Annotated in this window: 22 protein-coding genes and 2 tRNA genes; 10 read left to right on the forward strand and 14 right to left on the reverse strand. The window is 40.8% G+C overall.

The window, feature by feature from the left end:
• Both SKC35_RS02770 and SKC35_RS02775 read right to left on the reverse strand, forming a co-directional pair.
• Entirely contained in the window at positions 1 to 1665 is a 1665-nt protein-coding gene (locus SKC35_RS02770) for a TonB-dependent receptor (RefSeq protein WP_377977952.1), read from the reverse strand.
• A 5-nt stretch (positions 1666 to 1670) separates the two neighbouring features.
• Positions 1671 to 4535 (reverse strand): tetratricopeptide repeat protein, encoded by a 2865-nt coding sequence (locus tag SKC35_RS02775; protein WP_377977953.1) that lies wholly within the window; start codon positions 4533 to 4535, stop codon positions 1671 to 1673.
• Between the two features lie 157 nt (positions 4536 to 4692).
• Between SKC35_RS02775 and SKC35_RS02780 the strand changes: the two genes are divergently transcribed.
• Entirely contained in the window at positions 4693 to 6456 is a 1764-nt protein-coding gene (locus SKC35_RS02780; protein WP_377977954.1) for a M61 family metallopeptidase, read from the forward strand.
• On the opposite strand, the gene SKC35_RS02785 is transcribed toward SKC35_RS02780, so the two are convergent.
• Positions 6453 to 6689, reverse strand: a complete 237-nt coding sequence (locus SKC35_RS02785) for a hypothetical protein (RefSeq protein ID WP_130896454.1) — start codon at positions 6687 to 6689, stop codon at positions 6453 to 6455. The genes SKC35_RS02780 and SKC35_RS02785 overlap by 4 nt on opposite strands.
• On the reverse strand, positions 6689 to 7126 hold the full coding sequence (locus tag SKC35_RS02790; RefSeq protein WP_223130496.1) for a peptidylprolyl isomerase: 438 nt from the start codon (positions 7124 to 7126) through the stop codon (positions 6689 to 6691). The genes SKC35_RS02785 and SKC35_RS02790 overlap by 1 nt, the downstream gene beginning before the upstream one ends.
• A 74-nt stretch (positions 7127 to 7200) precedes the next feature.
• Between SKC35_RS02790 and SKC35_RS02795 the strand changes: the two genes are divergently transcribed.
• Complete coding sequence (locus SKC35_RS02795) at positions 7201 to 7944, forward strand: tetratricopeptide repeat protein (protein WP_377977955.1); 744 nt, start codon at positions 7201 to 7203, stop codon at positions 7942 to 7944.
• Here SKC35_RS02795 and menD read toward each other — a convergent pair.
• The 6 genes from menD to SKC35_RS02825 all read right to left on the reverse strand — a co-directional run bounded on the left by menD (position 7930) and on the right by SKC35_RS02825 (position 14954).
• On the reverse strand, positions 7930 to 9540 hold the full coding sequence (gene menD, locus SKC35_RS02800; RefSeq protein ID WP_377977956.1) for a 2-succinyl-5-enolpyruvyl-6-hydroxy-3-cyclohexene-1-carboxylic-acid synthase: 1611 nt from the start codon (positions 9538 to 9540) through the stop codon (positions 7930 to 7932). The genes SKC35_RS02795 and menD overlap by 15 nt on opposite strands.
• Positions 9541 to 9574: 34 nt before the next feature.
• Complete coding sequence (locus SKC35_RS02805) at positions 9575 to 10438, reverse strand: sigma-70 family RNA polymerase sigma factor (RefSeq protein WP_109323139.1); 864 nt, start codon at positions 10436 to 10438, stop codon at positions 9575 to 9577.
• Positions 10439 to 10501: 63 nt separating this feature from the next.
• Entirely contained in the window at positions 10502 to 12655 is a 2154-nt protein-coding gene (gene pnp, locus SKC35_RS02810) for a polyribonucleotide nucleotidyltransferase (RefSeq protein ID WP_377977957.1), read from the reverse strand.
• Between the two features lie 115 nt (positions 12656 to 12770).
• Entirely contained in the window at positions 12771 to 13046 is a 276-nt protein-coding gene (gene rpsO / locus SKC35_RS02815; RefSeq protein ID WP_377977958.1) for a 30S ribosomal protein S15, read from the reverse strand.
• Positions 13047 to 13120: 74 nt separating this feature from the next.
• On the reverse strand, positions 13121 to 14560 hold the full coding sequence (locus SKC35_RS02820) for an LptF/LptG family permease (RefSeq protein WP_377977959.1): 1440 nt from the start codon (positions 14558 to 14560) through the stop codon (positions 13121 to 13123).
• 1 nt (position 14561) lies between these two features.
• Positions 14562 to 14954, reverse strand: a complete 393-nt coding sequence (locus tag SKC35_RS02825) for an START-like domain-containing protein (RefSeq protein ID WP_377977960.1) — start codon at positions 14952 to 14954, stop codon at positions 14562 to 14564.
• Positions 14955 to 15112: 158 nt separating this feature from the next.
• On the opposite strand from SKC35_RS02825, the gene SKC35_RS02830 reads away from it, so the two are divergent.
• Together SKC35_RS02830 and SKC35_RS02835 are read left to right on the forward strand one after the other, a co-directional pair.
• Positions 15113 to 15186 (forward strand) — tRNA-Met (locus SKC35_RS02830).
• 33 nt (positions 15187 to 15219) lie between these two features.
• Positions 15220 to 15678, forward strand: a complete 459-nt coding sequence (locus SKC35_RS02835; protein WP_377977961.1) for a deoxycytidylate deaminase — start codon at positions 15220 to 15222, stop codon at positions 15676 to 15678.
• A 293-nt stretch (positions 15679 to 15971) separates the two neighbouring features.
• On the opposite strand, the gene SKC35_RS02840 is transcribed toward SKC35_RS02835, so the two are convergent.
• Positions 15972 to 16484 (reverse strand): FKBP-type peptidyl-prolyl cis-trans isomerase, encoded by a 513-nt coding sequence (locus SKC35_RS02840; RefSeq protein WP_377977962.1) that lies wholly within the window; start codon positions 16482 to 16484, stop codon positions 15972 to 15974.
• Between the two features lie 98 nt (positions 16485 to 16582).
• On the opposite strand from SKC35_RS02840, the gene holA reads away from it, so the two are divergent.
• Entirely contained in the window at positions 16583 to 17629 is a 1047-nt protein-coding gene (gene holA / locus SKC35_RS02845) for a DNA polymerase III subunit delta (protein WP_377977963.1), read from the forward strand.
• 3 nt (positions 17630 to 17632) lie between these two features.
• Here the strand turns inward: holA and SKC35_RS02850 are convergent, their stop codons facing one another.
• A complete protein-coding gene (locus SKC35_RS02850; protein WP_130896475.1) occupies positions 17633 to 18334 on the reverse strand; it encodes a hypothetical protein in 702 nt (233 codons plus the stop codon).
• A 173-nt stretch (positions 18335 to 18507) separates the two neighbouring features.
• On the opposite strand from SKC35_RS02850, the gene SKC35_RS02855 reads away from it, so the two are divergent.
• The 3 genes from SKC35_RS02855 to SKC35_RS02865 all read left to right on the forward strand — a co-directional run bounded on the left by SKC35_RS02855 (position 18508) and on the right by SKC35_RS02865 (position 20884).
• Positions 18508 to 18580, forward strand: a tRNA-Lys gene (locus tag SKC35_RS02855).
• Positions 18581 to 18824: 244 nt separating this feature from the next.
• The gene (locus tag SKC35_RS02860; RefSeq protein ID WP_377977964.1) at positions 18825 to 20093 is read left to right on the forward strand and encodes a fibrobacter succinogenes major paralogous domain-containing protein; all 1269 of its coding nucleotides are present in this window, start codon (positions 18825 to 18827) and stop codon (positions 20091 to 20093) included.
• Positions 20094 to 20116: 23 nt separating this feature from the next.
• The gene (locus tag SKC35_RS02865; protein WP_377977965.1) at positions 20117 to 20884 is read left to right on the forward strand and encodes a hypothetical protein; all 768 of its coding nucleotides are present in this window, start codon (positions 20117 to 20119) and stop codon (positions 20882 to 20884) included.
• 19 nt (positions 20885 to 20903) lie between these two features.
• Here the strand turns inward: SKC35_RS02865 and SKC35_RS02870 are convergent, their stop codons facing one another.
• Both SKC35_RS02870 and SKC35_RS02875 read right to left on the reverse strand, forming a co-directional pair.
• Positions 20904 to 21515, reverse strand: a complete 612-nt coding sequence (locus SKC35_RS02870) for a pyridoxamine 5'-phosphate oxidase family protein (protein ID WP_377977966.1) — start codon at positions 21513 to 21515, stop codon at positions 20904 to 20906.
• Between the two features lie 76 nt (positions 21516 to 21591).
• Complete coding sequence (locus SKC35_RS02875; RefSeq protein WP_377977967.1) at positions 21592 to 22311, reverse strand: DUF4197 domain-containing protein; 720 nt, start codon at positions 22309 to 22311, stop codon at positions 21592 to 21594.
• 213 nt (positions 22312 to 22524) lie between these two features.
• On the opposite strand from SKC35_RS02875, the gene SKC35_RS02880 reads away from it, so the two are divergent.
• Both SKC35_RS02880 and SKC35_RS02885 read left to right on the forward strand, forming a co-directional pair.
• Positions 22525 to 23895: a M20/M25/M40 family metallo-hydrolase gene (locus tag SKC35_RS02880; protein ID WP_377977968.1), complete on the forward strand. Its 1371-nt coding sequence runs from the start codon at positions 22525 to 22527 to the stop codon at positions 23893 to 23895.
• Positions 23892 to 24695, forward strand: a complete 804-nt coding sequence (locus SKC35_RS02885; protein ID WP_377977969.1) for a ThuA domain-containing protein — start codon at positions 23892 to 23894, stop codon at positions 24693 to 24695. The genes SKC35_RS02880 and SKC35_RS02885 overlap by 4 nt, the downstream gene beginning before the upstream one ends.
• Positions 24696 to 24742: the final 47 nt, after the last annotated feature.

Genomic DNA, 24742 nt, shown 5'->3' on the forward strand with positions numbered 1-24742 from the left:
TTAAAATGAATATGCGAGAGTTGCTGTAAAGTTAAAACCTTGTGTTGGATAAAATAAATATCGCTGGTAATTTTTTCCCAATATATTATTTGCGGATAAAGTAGCCGTCAATTTCTCTGTAATCGCATACTCCCCTTTTACATTGAGATCCAAGATGTTATCCAATGTAGTCGCCTTTTGGGTTCTTGGATTAAAGCCATATAGTCCTCCTACATAATAGATTTCTGGCGAAACTTTGAATTTAGGAAGCACTGCGATGGTATTTCTCCATGCGATCTGGATATTAGGACGGTGATAGGCGTATAAGAAATTACCCAGGTTTCCGTAATTCGTATAATCCACTTGTAAGTCTGACTGGATTTTATCCGTTACTGTCATCTTCACATTCGCTTGTAGGGAAAGTACCGATACGACTGCATCTGCAGTAGAATATTGGATATCAAATTGCGATAGGTCCGCTGCTGAAGCTGTGAAGAAGGCCATTTTAGCATATTCTCCATACGTAGCTTTCAATTCATAAGATACATTGCGCTCGTTTGTTCCCGTTAAACCACCCGATACGGCCCATTTTTGTTGGGTATTTTGTAAGGTGATGGATTGAGAAAGCCAAGGGTTGGTTAACAAGCTACTGTGGTAGGAATTAAACTGTGTATCTCCTTCAAATCCAGCGAATAAACGAATGAAGTCATTCGCACGGAAGCGAACCTGAACACTTGGGTAAATGCTCAATTCCTCCTCTTGTACTGCATTAATGCCCGCTTGCAGGTTTAAACGTGGTAAAACATCATAGGATAAACTTGGTTTCAAGCGGAAGAAATTGCGATTAGTTGACGTATTGCTCGTAAAGTTGGATAAGATGGCATCTCCATTGATACGAAGTGATAATCCTTCCGAAATCGCATAATTTGCCTTTACGTAAGAAGCTGACATCCACTCTTTAGGGGCTAAATTTCCGGCTAAAGAGGAGAATTCGGTGCCAGCCTGGTAGGAGAATTTCTTGCCTTCTGTTTGGCTATAAATATCTCCATTGAACTTAATCTGATCGTAATGAACTCCAAAAGCATCCTCAGGCGTATTCGCAAGTATGCTTTCTTTGCCGTAAAAATTCGTTGCGATACGGCGGTAATCCAATGAACCTTTCAATAAGGCTTTAGACCAAAGTGATTGGCTGTAAATTTTCACTTCATTCTCTGAGCGACTCGAAAAGGCATTATCTGTTGGTCCAATCGAGTTTGCGTCGTGATTGATGTACAACCCACGCAATTCTTTGGCCGTAGGATTATAGCCAAAATGTCCATTCAATAAAGTGTGTCCGTAATTACCAGCTCCGATTTTAATCGAATTTTTCGCTATCGAGGCATAAGGTGACTTTAGCTCCTCTCCTGTTCTTGGGCCTAACACATTCGTTTGAATGCTGGGCAAAACAAGTGCTTGCGGCTTAGAAAGGTCAAAATTAAAATCAACTTGATGGTCTTTGCTGTAGTCCGGAATTTCATTCAAGGCCTCAAATGAACGACTCATTGTGGGCTGTACCTCAATTTTACGCACTTTTTCCGTGACAAATTCTTCATTTTGGATAGTACCTTCCTTTTTCTGTTGACCATAGGTTAAGATGGAAATCAGGCTGAAAGAGGACGCTAAAACGATTTTGGATGGGAATCTCATATGCATTATTTAGGGAAATAGATTTTCAAAAGGGCTTTAGCAGCTTCTACGCTTTCTTTGTCCTCTGAATTGTCAATAATGGATTTTAAGGTAGCTTTCGCCTGAGCTAGGTTCTTTAATTCGAATAGGTTTTTGGCCAAAATCAAATAGACCTTCCCTAGCGTCGCATCTGAAACCTCTGCAAATTCATTTCTGAATTTATCTAAAATCATCTCATTCGATGTAGCATAATTACCTTTCGCATTATTCAATTGAATGATATCTAAGAATTTAACTGCCGCTTCTTCTAAACCTTCAGCTTCTTTTACAGCAAGCGTGTGGTATTCTGCATAAGCAATCATTGCTGAATCAAGCTCTTTTAATTGAATGAAGGACTCTAAAATCCGCTTGTTTGAACGTTGAATAACAGTCGAATCGACTCCTTTCTCCTTCAATAGTCGGTAATGGCCGATAGCTTCTCTGTAAGCTGCAGAATCAAATTCGATATCAGCCACCTTTGTAATCACCGAATTCAAGGATGGGTGTACATTTTGTTCGATGACCTTTTTGTAGAATTGGAAAGCCATTGACTTATTATTTGAGCGATTTGCTGCATCCGCGATTAAGTAGGTTACTTCTGAAACACGTTCATCTGCTGGGAAATGCTCCACGAATTTCTTCAAAGGCTCAATGGCCTTATCGTATTTCTCGCCTAAATAGATTCCTTTCGCCGCTTGGTACTCTAAATCAGTCTTCTCCTCTTCGTTTAGGCTACCGCTTTGATAGATGCTCAAATAAGCGCTCATCTCTTCTGGGCGACCTACTTCATTCAATTCCTCTTGTAAACCCGCCACCGCATCTTTCGCGAAAGCCTCTTTCGAGTATTTCTCGATCACTACCTTGTAATCTGTAATGGCCTTCTCTGGTTGCTTCGAGTTAGAATACGATTGCGCTCTTTTTAAGATGGATTCAGCGTAATAAGGACTATTCGGTTGATTGTTGATCAAATCAGTGAAGCCTGCAATGGCTTCCGCATATTTGCCTGTGCGGAAGGAAATCAAGTTCTCTTGGAAACTCGCATCATCACCAAACTTCGTATTAGGGAATGACTTTTTCAAAGCCTGGAACGTCGCCTTTGCTTCTGCATCGCGTTCAAGGTAGACTAGCGTGATTCCTTTTTGGTACATCGCATAATCCTTCTCCGTCTTCGCATTTTCAATGGCTTGATTATAATAAGTCAAGGCCTCTGTGTAATTTTTAGCTACTAAATAAGTGTCAGCTAAACGTAGAACGGCGTTTGCATTCGCTTTTCCATTCGGATTCGCCTTTAATTGATCCACATAAGTCTTGAAATACGTATTCGCATTCGTGAAATCCTTCACGGAGAAATAGGCATACGCAATCCCAATGCGGTTTCTTTGTAAGAAATCAGCCGAATGTTTGCCAGAAAGCAAGGGTTTATAGACTAAAATGGCAGCCTCAAAGTCTTTCAATTGAGATAGACATTCTGCCTTTCCAAACGAAGCCTCATCCGTTACACTTTGATTAGCGCCTTGTGAAATTGCTTTGTCAAAGTAGGAAATGGCCTCTTTGTATTGTTCTTTATTGTATGCCTTGATACCCAGATTATACGTTAACGTCTGGTAAGCCACTTTCAATTCTTCTGAAACGGGTACTCCAGATTTCATAAAATCGGTGGCTGGTGCTAATTCAGGCAGTTTTAGGATAGCATCTGCGGCGAAACTTTGGTAAGCTGCTGTAAAGGAGCTTGATGGATAGGTTTTGCCAAATTGCGCAATCGACTTCAACCCTTTCAACCAATTTCCTAAGTCTATAGCGATGCTGATGGACTTGAATTGGGCTTCTTCTTGTTGATTAGGATCAAAAGCTAAAGCGCCTGATTGATTGAAAGATTCTGCTGCCTCCGTTTTTTTACCCAACTTTAACTGCGCTAATCCTTGTAAATAGTAGGCTTTCTGACCTAGTGAATCTGATTTTAATAATCCGCTGATTGATTGAATTGCGTCTTCGTATTTATCGATGGAATATAAGGCAAAACCTTTTTTATAAGTGGCCGCTTCGTTTTTATGCTCTTTTAAATAATCGCTGAAGCTCTTTGCTGCCTTAGCATACAATCCTTTCTTAAATTGAACCTCTGCAACTAATAGGGCTAAATCGGGGTGAGTGGAAAGGATGGGCTCCGCATATTTCAATAATTCGTCCCATTGTGCCGTTTGTTGATATGATGAGATCAACCAATAAGGCAGATCTTTGCGGTATTTCGAATGTCCATTGGATTTTTTGAAGTCGGCAATGGCTTCTAGGTAATTCTTTTGTTGGTAATGAATCACACCTGCGTAATAAGCCGCTGAGAAGGCATATTCTTCGTCTGGGTCCGTTTTTACTTCATTAAATAAGGCAAGGGCATTATCGAAATCTTTAGTCTCAAAATAGGCAACGCCTAGTTTATAGCGGGCTTCTACATTTCCTAAAGATGAATTTTCGAGGTAGCGTATCGCTTTTGTATAATTAGCTACATCATAGAAATACAAGCCTATTTTTCTGAATAATACATTGCTCTGTGGTGAATTCGGGTGATTTAAGCTGAAATGATAGCCTAAGACATCGATTTCGGGTTGATTTAAATAAAGTGCACACAATACTTGGTAGTATTCTGCTAAAATCACTTCACTCTTATGTACATCCGTTTGTCTGCCTAAAAAGTTCGCGAATTCTTCGCGAGCTGCGACATAGTTTTGTGCCTCAAAATACTCTTTGCCTAAACTATAATGTATCTGATTGCTCTCAAAAGCCAGAGATTGCTGCGCAAAAGACGAGAAATGAAGGGATAAAAATAGGACGAGGCAGTAAAAGGAAGATTTAAATACCATAGGTTTATTGTCAATAGTCACGACTAAACAATAATACGATTTTTATGTGAATTAATTGTCCCGTCATTTAGAATTATTTGGAAAAAAATAGCATATGCTAGACTATACGGCTGATTTTTATAATTTTACCAAAATCTATTTCTCAACAAAAAACAAAATGAATTTAAAACTACTATTCCTTAGTGTTCTCTTGTCTTTTGGCTGTTTTGCCGGACCGATTAAACACGAAATCAGTATGCCTGAACCTTTCTCTCATTATTTTGAGGTGAAAACGACGGTAGACGTCAGCAAAGAGACCTCCTACTTCGATCTTAAAATGGCAGCCTGGACGCCTGGCTCCTATTTAATTCGAGAATTTGCGAAAAACGTAGAATCGGTTAGCGCTGAATCAAATGGATCTAAAGTCGCTATTTCGAAGATTAGCAAAAATACCTGGCGCATCGCTCTAAGCCCAGGATTAAAGCAAGTTTCTGTGCATTATCGCGTCTATGCGTATGAAATGTCTGTTCGTACTTCTTTCTTAGATGATGCACATGGCTATATTAACCCGGCAAGTGTATTGATGTATGCCCCTAAATTTGCAGCTCAGCCTCAGGAATTGACGATTGTCCCGCACAAAGACTTCAAAAAAGTTTCTACTGCCCTGAAAAATGTGGGTGGATTTAATTTCGTGGCGAAGAACCTAGATGAATTGATCGACTCCCCTATCGAGATTGGGAATCACAAGGTTTGGGACTTCAAAGTGAACAATATTCCGCATCAAATTGCCTTTTACGGCCCTGCTAAAGTGGATTCAGTTAAATTCTTAGCAGATGTGCAGAAGATGGCGGAAGAAGCGCAGAAAGTAGTGGGCGAACATCCTTGCGATCATTATTTGTTTATCATTCACAACTTAAATCGCGGTGGTGGCGGTCTAGAGCACTTATACTCCACGACTTGCCAAGTGACTCGTTCTAATTATGAAACGACGAAAGGCTACCAAGGAATTATGAATTTGTTAGCGCACGAATATTTCCACCTTTGGAATGTAAAACGTATTCGTCCCAAAGCGCTAGGGCCATTTGACTATGAAAACGAGAACTACACGCACAATTTATGGTTCTCAGAGGGTATTACGAGCTATTATGCAGATGTGATTAATCAACGTACTGGTATGGTTTCGACTGCCGAGTATATAAAGGCGTTAGGCGATGAAATAGCGGGTGTGGAGAATACACCGGGTAATCAAGTGGAATCTGCGGCGGAATCGAGCTGGGATGCGTGGATTAAGTATTACCGCCCTAATGAAAACTCACGTAATGCGTCTGTCTCTTACTATGACAAAGGTTCTTTACTAGGTGGTGTATTGAATATGTGGATCATTCAGCAAACAAAGGGTGTTAAATGCCTGGACGATGTATTTAAGTTCTTGTACCAAACCTATTACCTAAAAGCAGGTCGTGGTTTTACGGATCAGGAATTAGAAGACGCGTTCACTAAAGTGGCGGGTGTATCTGCTTCTGAGTTCTTTAAAACGCATATTTATGGAGTGAAGACCCCGGCTTATTCGGCTATGTTCAAGGCTTTTGGCTATCAATTTTCAGATGCAAATGTAGCTAAAACGGTTCCTTACATAGGAGTTGGTATTGCAGCTGGTCGCGTTAATTCGGTATACAAAGGTGGAGCAGCTTATGTGGCAGGCCTTAACGTAGGTGATGAAGTATTGAAAGTGAATGGGGCTGATTTCCCAGGAATCGATAAATTGTTAGCTGATAAGAAACCGGGTGATTCTTTAGTATTCTCTGTTAAAAGAGATGGAATGGAGCGTACGTTCTTAGTGGCCGTACAACAAACACCATTAAAGTCTTTTGTAATTGAATCAGAGGCAACACCTACGGAAGCGCAATTGAAATTACGCCATAAATGGTTAGGCGGGAATTAATCAGCCTGTTTGGCCATTTCAGCATACATGTTTTTAAAGGTCTGTAAGACGAAATCTTGAAAGGAGGAGCTGGATACCAGCTCCTCTATTTCATTTTGGGAAGAAAAGTCCATCACGGAATACTTATAGCTCTGCTCTAGGTGCGGAGTCTCAAACTTCACGATGTATTTCGAATTCCATTCAAAAAGGGAGATTCGCATCTGTGGATGGCTTATTTCCTTGATAAAATGCATTAGTCTTGAATGATTTTAACGCTTTGGATTTTATCTCCTTCACGTACTAAATCGATTACCTCTAATCCTTCTACTACTTTTCCAAAACACGTGTGCTTACGGTCTAAGTGTGCCGTATTGTTACGTGAATGGCAGATAAAGAATTGGGAACCACCGGTGTTAGGTCCACGGTGAGCCATCGATAAAACGCCACGATCGTGGAATTGGTTGTTTCCTGTTAATTCGCAAGGAATCGTGTAGCCTGGGCCACCTGCTCCAGTTCCGTCTGGGCAACCTCCTTGGATCACGAAATCATTGATGACGCGGTGAAAAGTAATTCCATCATAAAAGCCTTTTTCAGCTAAGTCGATGAAGTTTTTAACGTGGATAGGTGCATCCTCTGTGTAGAATTCGATTTTCATTAACCCTTTATCGGTTAACATTTCTGCGTATGCCATAATTTTACATTTAATTAAGCTACAAAGATGCGAATGAAATTTGAATTATTTATATTGAACTTTCTTTTAGCCCTATGAAATACGTTTTCCTTTTTCTGACTACATTCCTGTTTTTTGCTTGCTCAAGCTCTTCCGAGGAAGAAAAACGTGAATCGAGCGCCTTCTTTTTGCGTGGAAATGCGAAATGGAAAGAAAAAGAGTACCACGAGGCCATTAAATGGTATACGGAGGCGATTGCCAAACGCCCTGATTTCTCGGATGCCTATTATAACCGGGGTTTAGTGTACCAAATTTTGGAAAAGAATGACGAGGCCTTAGCGGACTTTTCTAAGGCGACGGAATTAGATGTAAAATTCGCCCCTGCCCTCTTCAAAAAGGCTGAAATACTGCAAACCTTACAGCAATCGGACGAAGCCGTAAATGCAGTGGAAACGTTAGTTAAAATTTTTCCTGATTCTGCCGCTAACTGGACCTTAAAAGGTGATATTTTACTTCAAAAGGCCGATTTATCAGGTTCTTTATCTTCCTATGACCGATCTTTAGCACTTGATTCGACTTCAGTAGAAACCTTGATTAATAAGGGCGTGGTTTTGCAAGAGATGAATGAAATCGATTTAGCGGAAGCGGTTTTCAAGAAAGCCTTGAAGTCAGGTAAATACCAAGATCTTTTGAATAATAACCTCGGTTACCTGGCTATTCAGCGAATGCAATGGGATTTAGCTGCTTCTTATGTGAAGAAAGCGTTGGAAAAGGATCCCCAAAATGCGTTGTATTTAAAGAATTGGGCCAAAATTCAGGCTAAATCAAGCCTTAAATAAGGCCATATACTTTTTCAATTCTGCCGCATTTTCGATAGAATTCGTGTGAATTTCCAACAGCGCAGGACCTTGGTTATGTAGGAAAGCGTTGAGGTCTAATTCACTTGGGTTCGATGCAGAATAATAGCTTATTCCAGCGTCCTTGGCTGTATTTTCAGCGGTAAACCCTTGACGCGTTTCCATAAATTCATCGAGTTCTGGCAGGTCTTTTGCTCCTTCGAGGTTGCGGAAAATGCCCCCACCCCCATTATTAAAGACGATGATGCGCAAGTTTGAAGGAATATACTTATTCCAAAGGGCATTGCGATCGTATTGAAAGGCCACATCCCCAATGATGGAAATGCTTAATTTATCAGTTTTTTGAGCGGCTCCAACGGCTGTACTTAGGCATCCATCGATTCCAGAAGTGCCTCGATTCGAGAATACTTTCGTTTTCGTAAATTTCGCCAAAGTCCAATTAATATATCTGACAGCTAGCGAGTTAGCGATATGTACTTCGGCTGATTCTAGCTCAATCGCCTCTGTTACTTGGTTATACAGATGTAACTCCGTCCAATTGGGTTGGGCGAAGAATTTAGCTTGCAATGAAGTGATATTAGTGGAATTCCAGGTGTTCCAAGATTTAGTAGTCCATTCAACACCTTCTATAAAGCTTTCAGCATCTGTATTAATGACGTGAGTTAAACACAAGAATGGATCCGGTTTTCCTATCGGATTCGGATGAATGAGCCACGATTGTTTCGGCTTGTGAGTGCGTAAAAACTGTTTAATTCGCTTCGAAACAAATGATTTTCCGAAGTGAATGTGCAAATCAGGTTGTAAGGCTGGCCATACTGATTCGTCGGCTAAGAGCAAATCGTGCGCAATCGTACTGCCACAATTCGAAGTCGCATCGCCTATCACCGGAATCCCGTAAGCAGAAAGCGTTTCGAAGATCAAATTGTCTTCCATTTGACCTACGGTCACTAGAATTTTATCAGCAGAGGCTATTTCTTGGTTGAAATAGGCAAAGTTAACTTTATTCTTTGTGCTTTGTGCTTTGTGCTTTGACAGGTTTTGTCGCAGGGAAAAAGTTTCACTTTTTTCCAAGACAAAACCTGGCTCCGGATAAAACGGCTCACTAATCGGCACATTAATCTGCACGGGGCCTTTGGGTTCCGCTAAAGCAGTCAATGGAGCAGCAGAGCAATCATCCGTTTCAAAATCAAAAAAGGCCTTTGCGTGCTTTCCAAATAGGTTCTCTTGGTAAATTGTCTGTCCATCCCATTGGCCTATCCATTCCTTGGGACGATCTGCTGTTAAAACAATCAGCGGAACTTCTTGGAAGAAGGCTTCGACTACAGCAGGAGCAAAATTTAATCCGGCTGAGCCTGAGGTACAGCAAATAACGACAGGACGTCCTGTTTTCAGGGCGATTCCTAGGCCAAAAAATCCAGCCGAACGTTCATCTGCTATGGAGTAGCATTTGAAACCGCCGTGGCGGGTTAAGGCAATCATTAAGGGGGCATTTCGGGATCCTGGGCATATAACCGCCTCATTTACACCTTGTTGGTATAAAGAGTCTACTAGTTCGATGATGCCTTTTGGAAATGCCATAGCAAAAAAAAGCCTCATAAGAGGCTTTCAAAAATTATCCAAGATATGTTTTTAGTGCTTTGCTTCGAGAAGTGTGTCGTAAACGACGGATCGCTTTCTCTTTAATTTGTCTTACACGCTCACGCGTTAAATTAAATTTCTCGCCGATCTCTTCTAGAGTCATTGCGTGTTCGCCATTTAAACCGAAATACAAAGTAACGACATCCGCCTCACGTTGAGTTAAGGTAGATAAAGCGCGTTGTACCTCACGACGAAGGGAATCGTTGATCAAACCAGAATCTGGCTTGTCTTCAGAATCATTCTCTAATACGTCTAAAAGGGAGTTTTCTTCTCCTTGAACGAAAGGTGCATCCATAGAAACGTGACGACCTGAAATTTTCAAGGTATCTACTACTTCGCCGGTTGAGATCTCTAAAACCTCTGCTAATTCTTCTGGTGAAGGCTCACGCTCGAATTTTTGCTCTAATTCAGAGAATGTTTTTGAAATCTTGTTCAAAGAACCTACTCTGTTCAAAGGCAAACGTACGATACGCGACTGCTCTGCTAAAGCCTGAAGGATCGATTGACGAATCCACCAAACAGCGTATGAGATAAATTTAAATCCACGAGTTTCATCAAAACGTTGTGCTGCTTTGATCAAACCTAAGTTTCCTTCGTTAATTAAGTCACCTAAGCTAAGACCTTGGTTTTGGTATTGTTTTGCAACCGATACCACGAAACGAAGGTTCGCTTTTGTTAAACGCTCTAAAGACAATTGATCCCCATCACGGATTTTCTGCGCGAGGATTACCTCTTCATCCGGAGTCAATAAATCGACTTTACCGATCTCTTGAAGGTATTTGTCCAGCGATTGACTTTCCCTGTTGGTAATTTGTTTGCTAATTTTTAGCTGTCTCATAAGATCTTACAACAGAATGAAAGCGTCGCGCACGAATGCGCGACGCTTGGATAAACATTTTTATTATTCAGCTGAAGCAGCTGGAGCCTCTGGTTTTTCTGGCTTAGGTAAAAGAACCTTAGCAGATAAACGGAATTTGCCCGTTTTCTTATCTACTTCGACTAATTTAACCTTGATTTTATCTCCTTCTTTGAAAACACCGTCCATCGTGTCGATGCGATCCCATGAAATCTCAGAGATATGTAATAAACCATCTTTACCTGGTAAAAATTCCACAAAAGCTCCGAAGGCTTGAATATTCTTCACTTTTCCTTCATATACCTCTCCTACTTCTGGTAAAGTAACGATTCCGCGAACCATACTTACCGCTTTCGCCATCGCATCTCCGTTAGAAGAGAAGATACTAACGTATCCGCCGTCTTCTTTTTCTTCGATCGTAACGGTTGCACCTGATTGTTTTTGGATATCTTGAACGACTTTACCACCTGGTCCGATAACGGATCCGATTTGGTCTTTCATAATCTTGATAACCGTAGCACGAGGAGTTTGAGGTTTGAAATCTTCTCTTACAGCTGGCATCGCCTTCTTCATCTCGTTTAAGATGTGTAAACGACCTTCTTTCGCTTGTGTTAACGCTTCCGCTAATACTTCGTAAGATAAACCTTGTACTTTGATGTCCATTTGGCAAGCGGTGATACCGTTTTCAGTACCTGTTACCTTAAAGTCCATATCGCCTAAGTGATCTTCATCACCTAAGATATCAGATAATACAGCGTATTTACCTGTTTTTGAATCAGAAATTAATCCCATCGCGATACCTGACACTGGAGCTTTAATTTTTACACCTGCGTCCATTAAGGCCAAAGTACCTGCGCAAACTGTCGCCATCGAAGACGAACCGTTTGATTCTAGGATATCAGAAACGATACGTAAGGTATAAGGGAAGTCTTCCATTTTAGGTAAAACCTTCTTAATCGCACGCATCGCTAAGTTTCCGTGACCTACTTCACGACGACCTACCCCACGGTTTGGTTTAACCTCACCTGTAGAGAAGCCTGGGAAGTTGTAGTGCAACATAAATTTGTTGTACCCTTGTGTCATTGGTTGGTCGATGATTTGCTCATCCATTTTCGTACCTAATGTAACGGTAGTCAAGGATTGAGTTTCACCACGAGTGAAAACAGACGAACCGTGAGGAGTAGGTAAATAATCTACTTCACAGGTGATTTGACGGATTTCATTCAATTTACGACCATCTAAACGGTAGCGCTCTTGCAATACTAATTGACGAGCAGCTTCTTTTTCGATATCGTGTAAATAGGTTTTTGCCATTGAAAGGCTCACTAAGTGACCCTCAGGCAAAGAAGCAATGTATTCATCAACGATCGCTTTGAAACCAGCTTTACGCTCGTCTTTCTTCGGATTCGCTAATTTTGCAACTGCTAAGTATTTCTCGTAGTAGTTTTTCCACAATTCAGCACGCAATTCTTCATTGTGTGATTCGTGTGAATACGTACGTTTTTCTGTCTTGCCACAAGCTACGGTCAATTCATTCAATGCAGCGCATTGGATTTTGATCGCGTCGTGTGCAATACGTAAAGCTTCTAGCATTTCGGTTTCAGAAACTTCGTCTCCTTCTCCTTCTACCATCAAAATATCGTTTGCGTTTGCCGCCACTAATAATTCTAAGGAAGCACCTGCTAATTCGCTAACGCTTGGGTTTACTTTATATTCACCGTTGATTTTCGCTACGCGAACTTCTGAGATAGGTCCATTGAATGGAATATCAGATACGGCCAAAGCTGCAGCTGCCGCTAAACCGACAAATGCATCTGGTAATACTTCTGAATCTGCTGAGATCAAGTTAATTAATACTTGAACATCTGCATGGTAATCATCTGGGAAAGTAGGGCGCAATGCGCGGTCTACTAAACGAGAAATCAAGATTTCGTAATCAGAAAGGCGAGCCTCTCTTTTTAAGAATGATCCTGGAATACGTCCATTAGACGCAAATTTTTCTTGATAGTCTACTGATAAAGGAAGGAAATCAACTCCTTCTTTGGCCTCCTTGTTAGCCACTACAGTAGCTAACAACATCATATTTCCTGATTTGACTACGACTGCTCCGTCCGCTTGCTTGGCTAATTTGCCTGTTTCAATCGAGACTTCTTTGCCGTCGGGCATTGAAATATGCTTTGTAATGATGTTAAATGACATACGTTTCTGAATAAATTTCACGCAACCTCGCGTGATTTAAGTTTTGTTTGAACGATTCAAACGTTTACAGCGGGGGAATAAAATAGGGCTCCACCGAAATGAAGCCCTGATTTTTTTATTTACGAATACCTAATTCTAAGATGATCGCACGGTAACGTGTGATATCAGTACGTGTTAGATAATCAAGTAAGCTACGGCGCTTACCTACTAATTTCAAAAGTCCTAAGCGTGTGCTGTGGTCTTTCTTGTTTTTCTTCAAGTGCTCAGTCAGATAGTTGATTCTGTAAGTGAATAACGCAATTTGCGATTCAGAAGAACCAGTATCGATTTTAGACTTTGCTTTCCCTTTTGTTTCGAAAATTTCTTGTTTTTTCTCAGGTGACAAATACATCTTTTACCAGTTTAAGTTTAAAATATTTATTGAATTTGCAAAAGTACTCTTTTTCTTGCTAAGAAACAAATGTTCTAGGCTTCTGTTTTAACTCGCACGAATTTACTTTTTAGTCTGTCCCAAACCACTCGATAGAAGTCCGTTTCGAACAATCGAGAATCTGCTAAGGCAATCTTTAGGAAGTAGGCTCCTATTAAAGCTAATATGCCGTTCGCGAGCCACGCCCCTATCTGGATGATTAAGGCGCCTTCTTTGGCCATCTTATCTCCTTGTTGCGTCAATATATAGAGTAATATAAAGAAGGAAACCGCGACCACGACCGGCACACCGAATCCACCTTTCTTAATAATGGCTCCTAGCGGTGCCCCGATCAAGAACATCACCAAAATGGCAATCGCGTTCGTAAACTTGTGGTGCCACTCTAAATTCGTCTTATTTAATTTTGATTCATAATCCTCTAAAATGGCCTTATTCGTCTCGCCTGAGGTGATCATATTTTTCGCTTGCTGCGCCGCTAAATCGTAAGGAATGGGGTTTTTAACTGCCAATCCTTTTGCTAAGCGAGGTTTAATCCAATCTGACTTCTTGAAAAATTGCAAGGTTTTCTTCACTGGAGTCACCTGGTATAGGAAATTCACCGCAGAGGACTTAAAAAATCCACGTCTCACTATCGTAATCGTATTCGTCAGCGAGTCCGCATCGTCTGCCAGCTGGTTATTGTTGCGCATAATCTCGTGGTGGGCGAATTGCTGTTCGTCCGTTTTTTGGAGGTCAAACACCGCTAGCGACATCACCACCTTACTTTTCTTGAAATCATGCACCGCTAATTCCGTTGGATTCACCACTGAACCCTGATCTGCATCTTCTAAGTAATCCTTCCCATTAAACAGCTCAAACACTAAATAGCGTTTGTTCATGATCGTATACATCAGCGCAGAATCCGCCAAAGTCACATGGCGATTCCCGTCATTGTGTGTGTGATCATAAATAATCAGGTTCTTAAGGGTCTTATTATCTGGGTACTTCTTCCCTACTTTTATGGAATAGCCGGTCAAATCCGTGTAAAAAATCCCTTCCTTGATGTTCAACGTCGTTTTCGTTGTCTTAATGTCATACAATAAACTCCAACCTTTGATATTTGCCCAAGGCAAAGCCACGTTCATAAACCAAAACATAAAGAGGCTTAAAAATACCGCTACTGTTAAAATAGGACGCATAATGCGGAAAATCGAGATCCCTGCACTCTTCAGTGCCGTCAACTCAAAGTTCTCACCTAATTTTCCAAAAGTCATCAAAGAAGAAAGCAATACCGACAACGGCATCGCTAAGGGAATCGTAATCAATGAGAAGTAGAAAAATAACTCCACATATACAAAAGCCCCTAAATCTTTGCCAAAGAGATCAGCAAAGTAAAACAACACTAAACGCAACAGGAAAATAAAGATGACAACAAGAAGTGTCAAAAAAAATGGTCCAAAAAACGCCTGCAGTACTAATTTATCAATCTTACGCATCCTAACTCCCTACTATTTCTTTCAGCTTGTCTATTAAATAATCCCACAATTCTTCTGCATCCGCATCCGTTTTAAAGGTCGATGCCCCATCAATTACCGTTAGATAGGTCGTATTCGAAACTTCACTTACATCCAGACTCAATTCAATAATGTGCTTCCCTGGTTCTGAATCTCCTCTTTTAAAATCAAATTTGACTGATTTATTGGCTTTTCCAGGTAAAACCAAAGCTGGATGATTTTCATTATCCCAGTAAAAATGCAATTCAGAGCTTCCTCTTACGATTACTTTGTCAGCAAACCATTGTTGTAATCCGGATGGACCACTTAGGTAAGGATAAAGCACTTTAGGCGATGCTTTGATCTCATATTCAAAAGTATATGGAGTTTGTGACATATGAACGGGGATAAATTAACCTGTATAACTACTTGTAAAACTACCTGTAAACAAAGGTATTAACTCTGGGCTAAATCCCAAATCCTGTGCAAAATTAATAAGTATTGTGAAAATATTTGTGTTCTACGGACGGAACGCTTACCTTTGCACCATAATTTGGCGGGGTAGCTCAGATGGTTAGAGCGTTGGATTCATAACCCAAAGGTCGGCAGTTCGATTCTGCTCCCCGCTACATAAAATCCCTTTATGGGATTTTTTTATGCCTATGAAAAAGCCCTCGTTTGATGTAATCTTTATGGAACTGGCTCAGAATCTGGCGCTTCGTTCTCATTGCACCCGCGCTCAAGTGGGTTGTGTATTAACCAAAGATACCCGCATTATTTCGATCGGTTACAACGGGCCTCCCGCTGGAACGCACAACTGTGATGATGAATTTGGTGAGGATGGATGTCCCCGCGATTCCAAAGGAAGTTGCTCGTTAGCCTTGCATGCAGAGCAAAATGCGATTTTATATGCATCCAAAAATGGTGTTTCCGTAGAGGGCTCTACGATTTACGTGACTCTATCCCCTTGCATCTCTTGTGCGCGTATTATTTACAGCATGAAGGTTAAGAAAGTGATCTTCTTGAATTCCTATGCGGCCTATAAAGGCTTGGCGTCTGATGAGGGAGTTGACTTTTTGAGGAAGTTCGGGGTGGAAGTAGTTTCATATTCAGAATTATAGCCGAGCTATAATTCTGAATATGAAACGAGAGTAGAGATAATAGATAATAGAGTATAGATATAAAGCATAAAGAATAAAGCACAAAGAATAAAGGTGGAATCAAAAAAGGGATCGAATTTCGATCCCTTTTTTGATGGATGTTTATTAGAGAATAAATTAGAGAGTATAGAGCATAGATAATACGCAAACGATTAGAATCGGATTATTTCTCTCTACTCTATTATCTATAATCTCTACTCTATTCTCTCTACTCTTTTAAAACAAAAGGGGATCGAATTCGATCCCCTTTTGTTTTAATGATGAACTCCCCCCTCCCCATGCACGTGGCCGTGGGCAATTTCATCTGGGGTAGCTTCTCTGATATGGATGATTTTTCCTTGGAACATCAAGGTTTTCTCAGCTAATGGGTGATTAAAGTCCATGGTAACGGTTTCTCCTTCGATGGAAACGACTAAACCTTGCATGCGGTTTCCTTGGTCGTCCGTCATCGGGATGAAGTTTCCGATTTGAAGGATATCGTCTGCCGTTTGGCCTTCAGCTTGGAAAATAGAGGTAGGTAATTGAATGATCGCGTTAGGATCGATGTTACCGTAAGCGTCTTCCGCTGAGATGCTGAAATCAAATGTATCTCCGATCGAAAGACCCAAAAGGTTCTTTTCAAACGCTTCAGGTAAGCCGCTAAGGCCGTGAATAAAAACCATTGGTTCTTTTTCGTCTACGATTTCTACGACATCTGGTTGTCCGTCTTCATCTGGAAAAGCTAGTTGATACGAGATGAATACGACGTTATTTTTTGCAATTGACATGGTTTGAGCTGTTTTTTTGCCTGCAAACCTACGGGAAATACTTGAGATATTTTTCCATCCCTTTGCTTTTGCCTATTTTTGTTTAACTAAATTCACCTATGCAACAGAGCGCTCAAGAAGTTTTAAAGGATATTAAGCAGAAAAAACTGGCTCCTATTTATTTATTGCATGGTGATGAGCCCTATTTGATTGATCAGCTGGTGGATGCTTTTGAAAAGCAGGTGTTGTCGGAGGATCAGCAAAGTTTTAATCAATTTGTCCTTTTTGGCAAAGATCATAGTCTAGGATCTATTATTGCAACGGCGCGTCGGTATCCGATGATGGCGGAACGTCAGGTCGTGATTGTGAAGGAGGCGGCGTTCATAGAGGCGATGGCGAAAGCGAAGGAAAATGCGAAGGCCAAAGATGATGATTTGAAGGTTTGGGAAGATTATTGTGCGAATCCGACGCCTTCTACCCTACTGGTTTTGACTGTTAAATCCTTGCTTTCTGATAAATCAAAAGTGTTTTCTGCCTTAGTGAAGCACGGTGTGATTGTCACATCGAAGAAAGTGTCGGAAGATAAATTGGGTGCTTGGTTAGTAGATTATTTGGGCCAAAAAGGGATCAGAATTCAGCCTTCTACGGTCGAATTGATGGTTTCTTATGTGGGTGCGGATTTGTCTAGGATGGCGCACGAGGCGGATAAATTAGCTGTGAATGTGCCAGCGGGTGCTGAGGTAGGCTCTGCAGAGGTGGAGAAATACATCGGTATTAGCCGGGAATACAATTATTTTGAGTTCCAAAAAGCGATCATCCAGCGCAACACCGAAAAAGCGCAGAAAATAGCTTTCCACTTTGCAGAAAACGCCAAGCAGAATCCTGCCGCACCTATGCTGGTCTTGTTATTTAACTTCTTTTCTAAAGTATTGCAGGTCCACGATGTGGGAAATGTCTCTGACGGGGAGATTGCGAAGCTGATTGGAGTGAACCCTTATTTCGTCCGTGATTATACGACAGCGGCGAGAAATTACCCTTTGGCGAAGGTCGTTCGTATTATTGAAGCAGTGAAGAACGCAGATTTAAAAGTAAAAGGGGTTATCGGCAGTGCGGAGACGGACCGCGAAATCATTTTGGACTTAAGTTTCCAAATTTTGCACCTCTAGATTCTAGTTAATAGGCAAGAAGTCATCTTCCTTCACGTATCCTTGCTGACTTTCAATCAGGCTATACACCCAAATATCACGGGTAAACCAATAATTAATCCGATTTCCCTTCTTTAAAAGACGCTCCACCGGTGCGGCAGATGACGGAAAGTCGCGCATGTAAGACTTGTCTTTGGTAATAATCCCATAATTTAAAAAGCCCGGAAAGTTCGCAAATAGCCCAATAAATGCGATGTAAAGGATTAAATAGGTGAATTGACTGCTGCGTATCACTTTCTTTTGAAAGACGGAATAGGTCAAAATTCCAGCCCCATATAAGGCTATCAATAAGAGGAAACCTAGCAGGAATGGGAAGAATTTAAAGTAAAGCCAATAAATCTGATCCCAAAGGCTCATCTTGAAGCCATTTAGCCCCTGCTTCTCTCCTATTTCCTCCAAACGCTTCGATATTTCTGGCCGCGCATTCGTCGCTTGTATGCTAGATAAATAGTAAAGTTCTTTCAACCAATCGTTTTTTGCTTTCGCGATATAGGCCAGTTTTAATTTAATATTTTCGGAATCGCGCGGTTTGGTCTTTAAATGGGACACGTAAATTTTCTCCGCACGCAAAAGTCTATTCGCCTTAAACAAAGAATCTGCTAATGCGAGTTGATTTCTATCTATTTGGGAATAAGCTCTTTGGCCAAAACCAAAAGAAAAAATCACAAGAAATATAATTTTATTTAGAGAAAGGGCTTGCATTATTTAAAAAAGGGTGCTAGTTTTGCACCGCAATAAGGGGAAAAAGTTACTCTTTTGCAAACGAAGGTCAACCAGTGGTTGAACTTCCTTTCGGTTCCAGAGTGAACCATTTTTATATACCAAGCTTCGGCTTGAATGATTCCGTAGCTCAGTTGGTAGAGCAATACACTTTTAATGTATGGGTCCTGGGTTCGAATCCCAGCGGGATCACTTCCTAGCTAGTTAATAGCACTAAATACTCCGATTTCTAACGATTTCGGAGTTTTTTTATGCCTTTTAGGCACTCTTTTGTCCCCTTTTGTATTGATTCTTTTGGCTCGGTTTATACTTATAACACATTATTACTTCATTTCGTTGTAGTTTAGGTCTACTCAAATTGTATTTTATTATTAATTCTGTACTTTTAATTGTCTAATTTTCTATTTAAAAGGTTATAAACGTCAAATTGTCGATTATGAAACGCTGGCACTTATTCATTCTTTATGCTAGTCTATTGATGATAGGTTGCAAGCAAGAGGAACTGAAACAGCCACAAAGTATCACTTCTGATGCCACTGACATTCAAATAGATAAAGCAACATTGAATGGAGAAGTTGTTAACGAAGGTTCCTCTGCAGTGAAAGAACGAGGTTTTGTTTTTAGTAACTCTAATTCATTACCTACCATTAATGATTCAAAGGTTACCTCAGGAATGGGTAAAGGAATTTTTAATGCATCAATTTCAAATCTACTTGTAAATACAAAATACTATTTCAGATCCTATTCAATAAATGATCAGGGAATAGCATACGGTAATACACTTTATTTTTTGACTTTAGACTTTATCCCTCCGACAGTATCAACTGGTGAAGTTCAAAACTTATTGTTCTATTCAGTCACTTTAAATGGCAGTATTATAAACGATGGGGGTGCAAGTATTTTGGAGAGGGGTTTTTTGCTTACGGAGTATGATGGTGGTTATGATGGTTCAATGGTCAGATCAGTAATTTCAATTCAAGTCGGTTCAGGAATTGGTGACTTTTTAAAATCTATTCCAAATTTAAGATCATATACTAAATATTCACACAAAGCCTATGCCAAAAATGCTAAAGGTATCACTTATGGAAAAGAAGTAACGTTTACCACATTACCTGAGCCAGACTATAAAACTGTGGTTTCTGCTACAGGCAGAATTTGGTTAGATAAAAACTTGGGAGCAATTAATGTTTCAACATCCATCTCAGATACTAAATCATTTGGCTACCTATACCAATGGGGACGATCTTCAGATGGACATCAAATCAGAGATTCACCCATATCCCAATCATTAGTTTATGCTGAGTATGGTTTAAATAATTCTTTTATATCAAGCAATAGTTCTTGGGGGGATTGGCTTATTGTTCCAAGAAATAGCCTTTGGAATGGTCTTATGAATGGTGGAGATAATAACGTTTGTCCTTTAGGATTTAGAGTACCCACAACTCGTGAATGGAAAGAAGAAATAGAAAGTTGGGGTTCAAAAAGTGGGTATGAATCACCATTAAAACTACCTTTGGCAGGTATAAGAGATAGTGTTAAAGGCATTGTTCAAGGTGAAGGAAACATTGGATTCTATTGGTCAAGTACTCCTTATACTAATTTAACTAATGCCTATGGAATCGGATTTACATCAATAGGCACTGGAGCTGAAATTGGTTTAGCAGTTAAAGCAACAGGAGCTTCAGTAAGATGTATTAAGGAATAATTTTCTTAGATTAGTTTCTACTTATGAAAAAAGTACTTGCACTTTTTCTAGTTATTTTGGTGACATTTTCAGCATTTGCTGACTGTACCTTCAATGGTATTTATGTTTATCCTGGAAGTAAAACAATTAAGCAAAATTCTATATTTATCATTACTGGTTATGGAGCAAGTCAAGAAGTAATTCTAGGACTCAATAAAAAATACGATGTGTATCTTAAATCTGGAGATACCAAAATTAAATTATTGGTTAATGAAACCAATGTTGGACAATTCTACTTAACCCAAGCATTATTAAAACCTGAAACTGAATTAGTCCCAGGCCAAGATTATCAAATACTCATTGACAACTTACCTGAATATGAACAATTGGGGAATTTTAATAGGTCTACCCGCAAAACTGAACCCTATTCTTATCATGTCTTAGCTTTGAAAGATATTGAAAAACCTCAAATTTTGACCCAACCCAAATTAATTAGAAAGACTTTTGTTCATTATGGATGCGGCCCTGAAGTGTTTGCCATTTTTAGCAAACCTGCGACTGACACTCCCGACTTAATTGTGAAAACAACTTTAAAAGATCTGATTTCAAAGAAAAAAACAACATTTTATATTAATCCTGTGGGAAATGAGATAATGGTTGGACACGATATGTGCTCAGGTGAATTCAATTTGGAATTAGGCTACAATTATGAAATCGAATTTTCCTTTATGGACAGCTCTGGAAACTTGACAAATTGGACCGGAAAGAAAATTAGATTCACTAGGCCGAAAGAAAAAGTATCCGGAAAATGATTAATCAGAAGTGAATTAATTATGGTATCATCCATTTAAATGTATTTTTGCTATAATCAAAGAAAGCTCTTCTATGTCCCGCATGGTTCAGCCACAACCAATCGATCGATTGAACATGTATGGATACAATGCCAAAGTTTTCGTAACCCACTTCACTTTCTGCTAGTGTAAAGTTCTCTTGTTCGATGTCTTCTGAAAGTCCGCTTGTCGATGAATCGGCAAAATTAGAAGGGCTGTGGAGCGTTAAATAACATTTTCTGCTGGAAAGAGAGGTGGTTTGCCAGGCTTTGGCCGTCAAATCATTCGTATGATGTAAAACCGCCTTCCCCTTCACGCGTAATTGAATGCGCTCTTCGGAATCATAAAATAGCGCGCTTATAGAAGGATTATGTATTAACTCTTTCCATTTAGGGCTTCTGATGTCCGTATGGAAACGCAATTCTCTCTCGGTGGGTAAAGTCTTACGTAAAACAACGGTTCGTAAACTCACTTCGCCATTAGCTAAAGTCGCTATACTAGGCGTATGAAAGGGTGTTCTGCTTTTCTTGGCACCCGTGACTAATCTATTCCAGCAATCCTGTTCCAGATCGTTTAAACTGTAATCGATGTAATTGATTCTATTATTTTCCATACCATTAAATTAACTATATAGTTAGGGTAATGTTATGAAAACACCTCATTCACCATTTACCATTCACCACTTACCCTTACTTTTCAAACACTCTCTTCAGCAACTCAGTCGTCCGTGCCATCGGATTCGCACGGATATCCTTCTCTTGTTTTGCTATTTCGCTGTAGATTCCCTCCATCGCCTTCTCTGTAACGTAGGCACCTAGATCAGGGTTGATTTTCTTATTACTGAATGGAATGGCATTGTAGGCTGTGATGGCTCTTTCCCAGTATTTGGTGGCGTTTACTTTGTCTAAGGATGTTTTTATGATGGGATTAAAACTGGATTTCAATTCCGAAGCGGTTTTTGAGCGCAAAAAAGATGTAGCTGCTGTTTCGTCGCCTCGTAAAATAGTCAGCCCATCCGTAATGGTTATTTGTTTGATAGCGTTCACAAAGATGGGTGCAGCGGTCGCTGAAGCATCTTCTGCCGCGCGGTTCATACTAAGGATGAAATCGTCCGCGATTTGGTTTAAGCCCACACTTCTGAGAGTGCTTTCGACTTTAGCGGCTTCTGGTGGCATGAGGATTTTAAGGGCAGCATTTTTGAAGAATCCATCTGGTTTAGCCAGGTTTGCGCAGCCTTTTTCGGCACCTACACGTAAAGCTTCTTTTAGGCCGTTGGCGATATCATCTGAACTTAAGCCTGTTTTAGTGGCGCCTGAAGCGATTTCAGTGGCTTTTTTGAGGAGGCCTTGGAAGGATTGAGCTTTTGTCTGAGTCGAAAACAACACGAAGAGAACTAGGAATTTTTTCATGATATCAATTTAAAGAATAAAGCACAAAGCACAAAGAATAAAGTTGGTATCCCCTGCGGGGATGATCGTATGAAATATTTCCTTCGGACTCATTCCCTCCGGACTTCGGACTCTTTTCCTTCGGACTTTGGACTCATTCCCTCCGGACTACTTACTAGCAACTAAATTTACCGAATAATTACTATCTTTAAAATCACTATTTATTAACCGACTATGAAATTACGTTTCCTACCCTTATTACTCCTTCCCCTCTTTTCTAACGCACAATCCAATGTCGATAGTCTGTTCATCAAGAAGATGTCTGATGAGATTATGACGAACGGAAAGGCTTATGACTTATTGTATGAGTTAACCAAAAAGATTGGTGGGCGTTTAGCCGGTTCTCCGCAGGCACAGAATGCGGTGATTTGGGGGAAGAAAAGTTTAGAGGCGATGGGTCCAGATAAAGTGTTCCTGCAGCCGTGCAAGACGCCTAATTGGAAGCGAGGTGGGAATGATTTTGTGGCGATTACGGGGGTGAATGGTGAGGCGAGAATGCAGCCGTTGGCGGCTTTGGCCTTAGGAAATTCACTGGGATCGAATGGATTAATTGAAGCAGATGTGATTGCTTTAGCTAGTTTTGATGAACTTGAAAAGCGTAAGGAAGAGGTGAAAGGCAAGATTGTTTATTTCCACAGTGTTTTTGATCCGACGAAGATTCAGACGTTTAAAGCGTATGGCGAGAGTGGCGCTTTTCGCCGTTCTGGTGCGAGTAAAGCTGCAAAATATGGTGCAGTGGCGGTGTTAATTCACTCCTTGAGTACAGCGCCGGATAATGAGCCACACACGGGTAGTATGAGTTATGATGAAGCATATCCGAAGATTCCAGCGGTTGCTTTAGGTCCGAATGATGCGAAGATGCTGTATGCTTTGGCCAAAAAAGGAACCATCAAAGCCCAAGTTCAAACTTACGGTTTCTTCCTACCAGATGCGGATGACAACAACGTAATTGCAGAAATCCGCGGATCTGAATTTCCAGAACAATACATCACGTTAGGCGGTCACTTAGACAGCTGGGATGTAAATGAGGGCGCACACGACGACGGCGCCGGTATCGTCCAAACGATGGAAGTATTGCGCGTTATGAAAGCGTTAAACTATAAACCAAAGCGTAGCATCCGTTTTGTCCTATTCGCTAACGAAGAAAATGCCGCGCGCGGTGGCAAGGAATATGCGAACCAAGCTAAAATCAACAAAGAAAACCACATTTTTGTCATCGAAAGTGATGAGGGTGGCTTCACTCCTCGTTCCATTGGAATTACGGCCCCTCCTGCTCAATTCGCCAGATTTCAAACCTGGACTCCCCTATTAAAACCTTATGGTTCTGAGATTACTTTTGGCGGTGGCGGTACGGACATTGCCCCGATGGCCGGCATCAATAAAGAATCCATCTTGGCTGGACTTATCCCAGACAGCCAACGCTATTTCGATCTGCACCACGCAAAAACGGATGTGTTCGAAAACGTGAACAAAAGAGAATTGCATTTAGGCGCCGTGAATATGGCAGCCATCATCTATTTAATTGATAAATACGGCGTAAAATGAGATTGACGACATTATTTCTGCTTTTTGCTTTTGCTACATTCGCGCAAAAGACTTCTTTTTCGGTTCTTGTGTACACGAAAAATGGCCCTGGCTATGTGCACGATAACATTCCCTCAGCCGTGGCTGCAGTTCAGAAGTTAGGCGCTGAAAATCGCTTTCAAGTTGATGTTTCGGCTGATCCAGGGGTGTTTGAAGAACAGAATTTGGCCAAATACAAAGTCATCATCTTCACCTCCACTAACAACGACGTCTTCGACACAGACGCTCAGCGCGTCGCTTTCCGCCGCTATATCGAAGCTGGTGGCGGATTCGTAGGTGTGCACTCGGTAACGGGCACAGAACGCAAATGGAGCTGGTTCAAATCGATGGTAGGTGAAACTTTCTCTTGGCATGCCAAGTTCCAACCCTTTTCGGTCATCAACATCGCCCCATCCCACCCATCCCTACAAGGTGTCCCCTCAAAATGGACGAAAGAAGACGAGTGCTATTTTGGCTTTGAACTTTACCCCGGCATCCAAACACTAATGATGCATGACGTGACTACCTTAGACCCGTCTCAAAAAGAACTCATCACAAAACACAAAGGCGTCTATGGGGACTATTTCCCAGCGGTCTGGACCCAACACTTCCAAGGCGGCCACATCTGGGTCACCACCCTAGGCCACGCGAAAGAAAACTATCAAGAACCGACCTACTTGAATCATTTGTTGCAAGGGATTAATTACATCGCTGGGCAGGTTCGCAAAATCGATTACTCGAAGGCTTTCGCGACGGGGAAAGATGATGTGTTGAGGTTTTAGGATTATTATTATTCATACAAAAAGCCCCAATTCGAAAGTATTGGGGC

Origin of the sequence: Aquirufa originis (assembly GCF_042714495.1) — a bacterium.
GTDB classification, from domain to species: domain Bacteria; phylum Bacteroidota; class Bacteroidia; order Cytophagales; family Spirosomataceae; genus Aquirufa; species Aquirufa originis.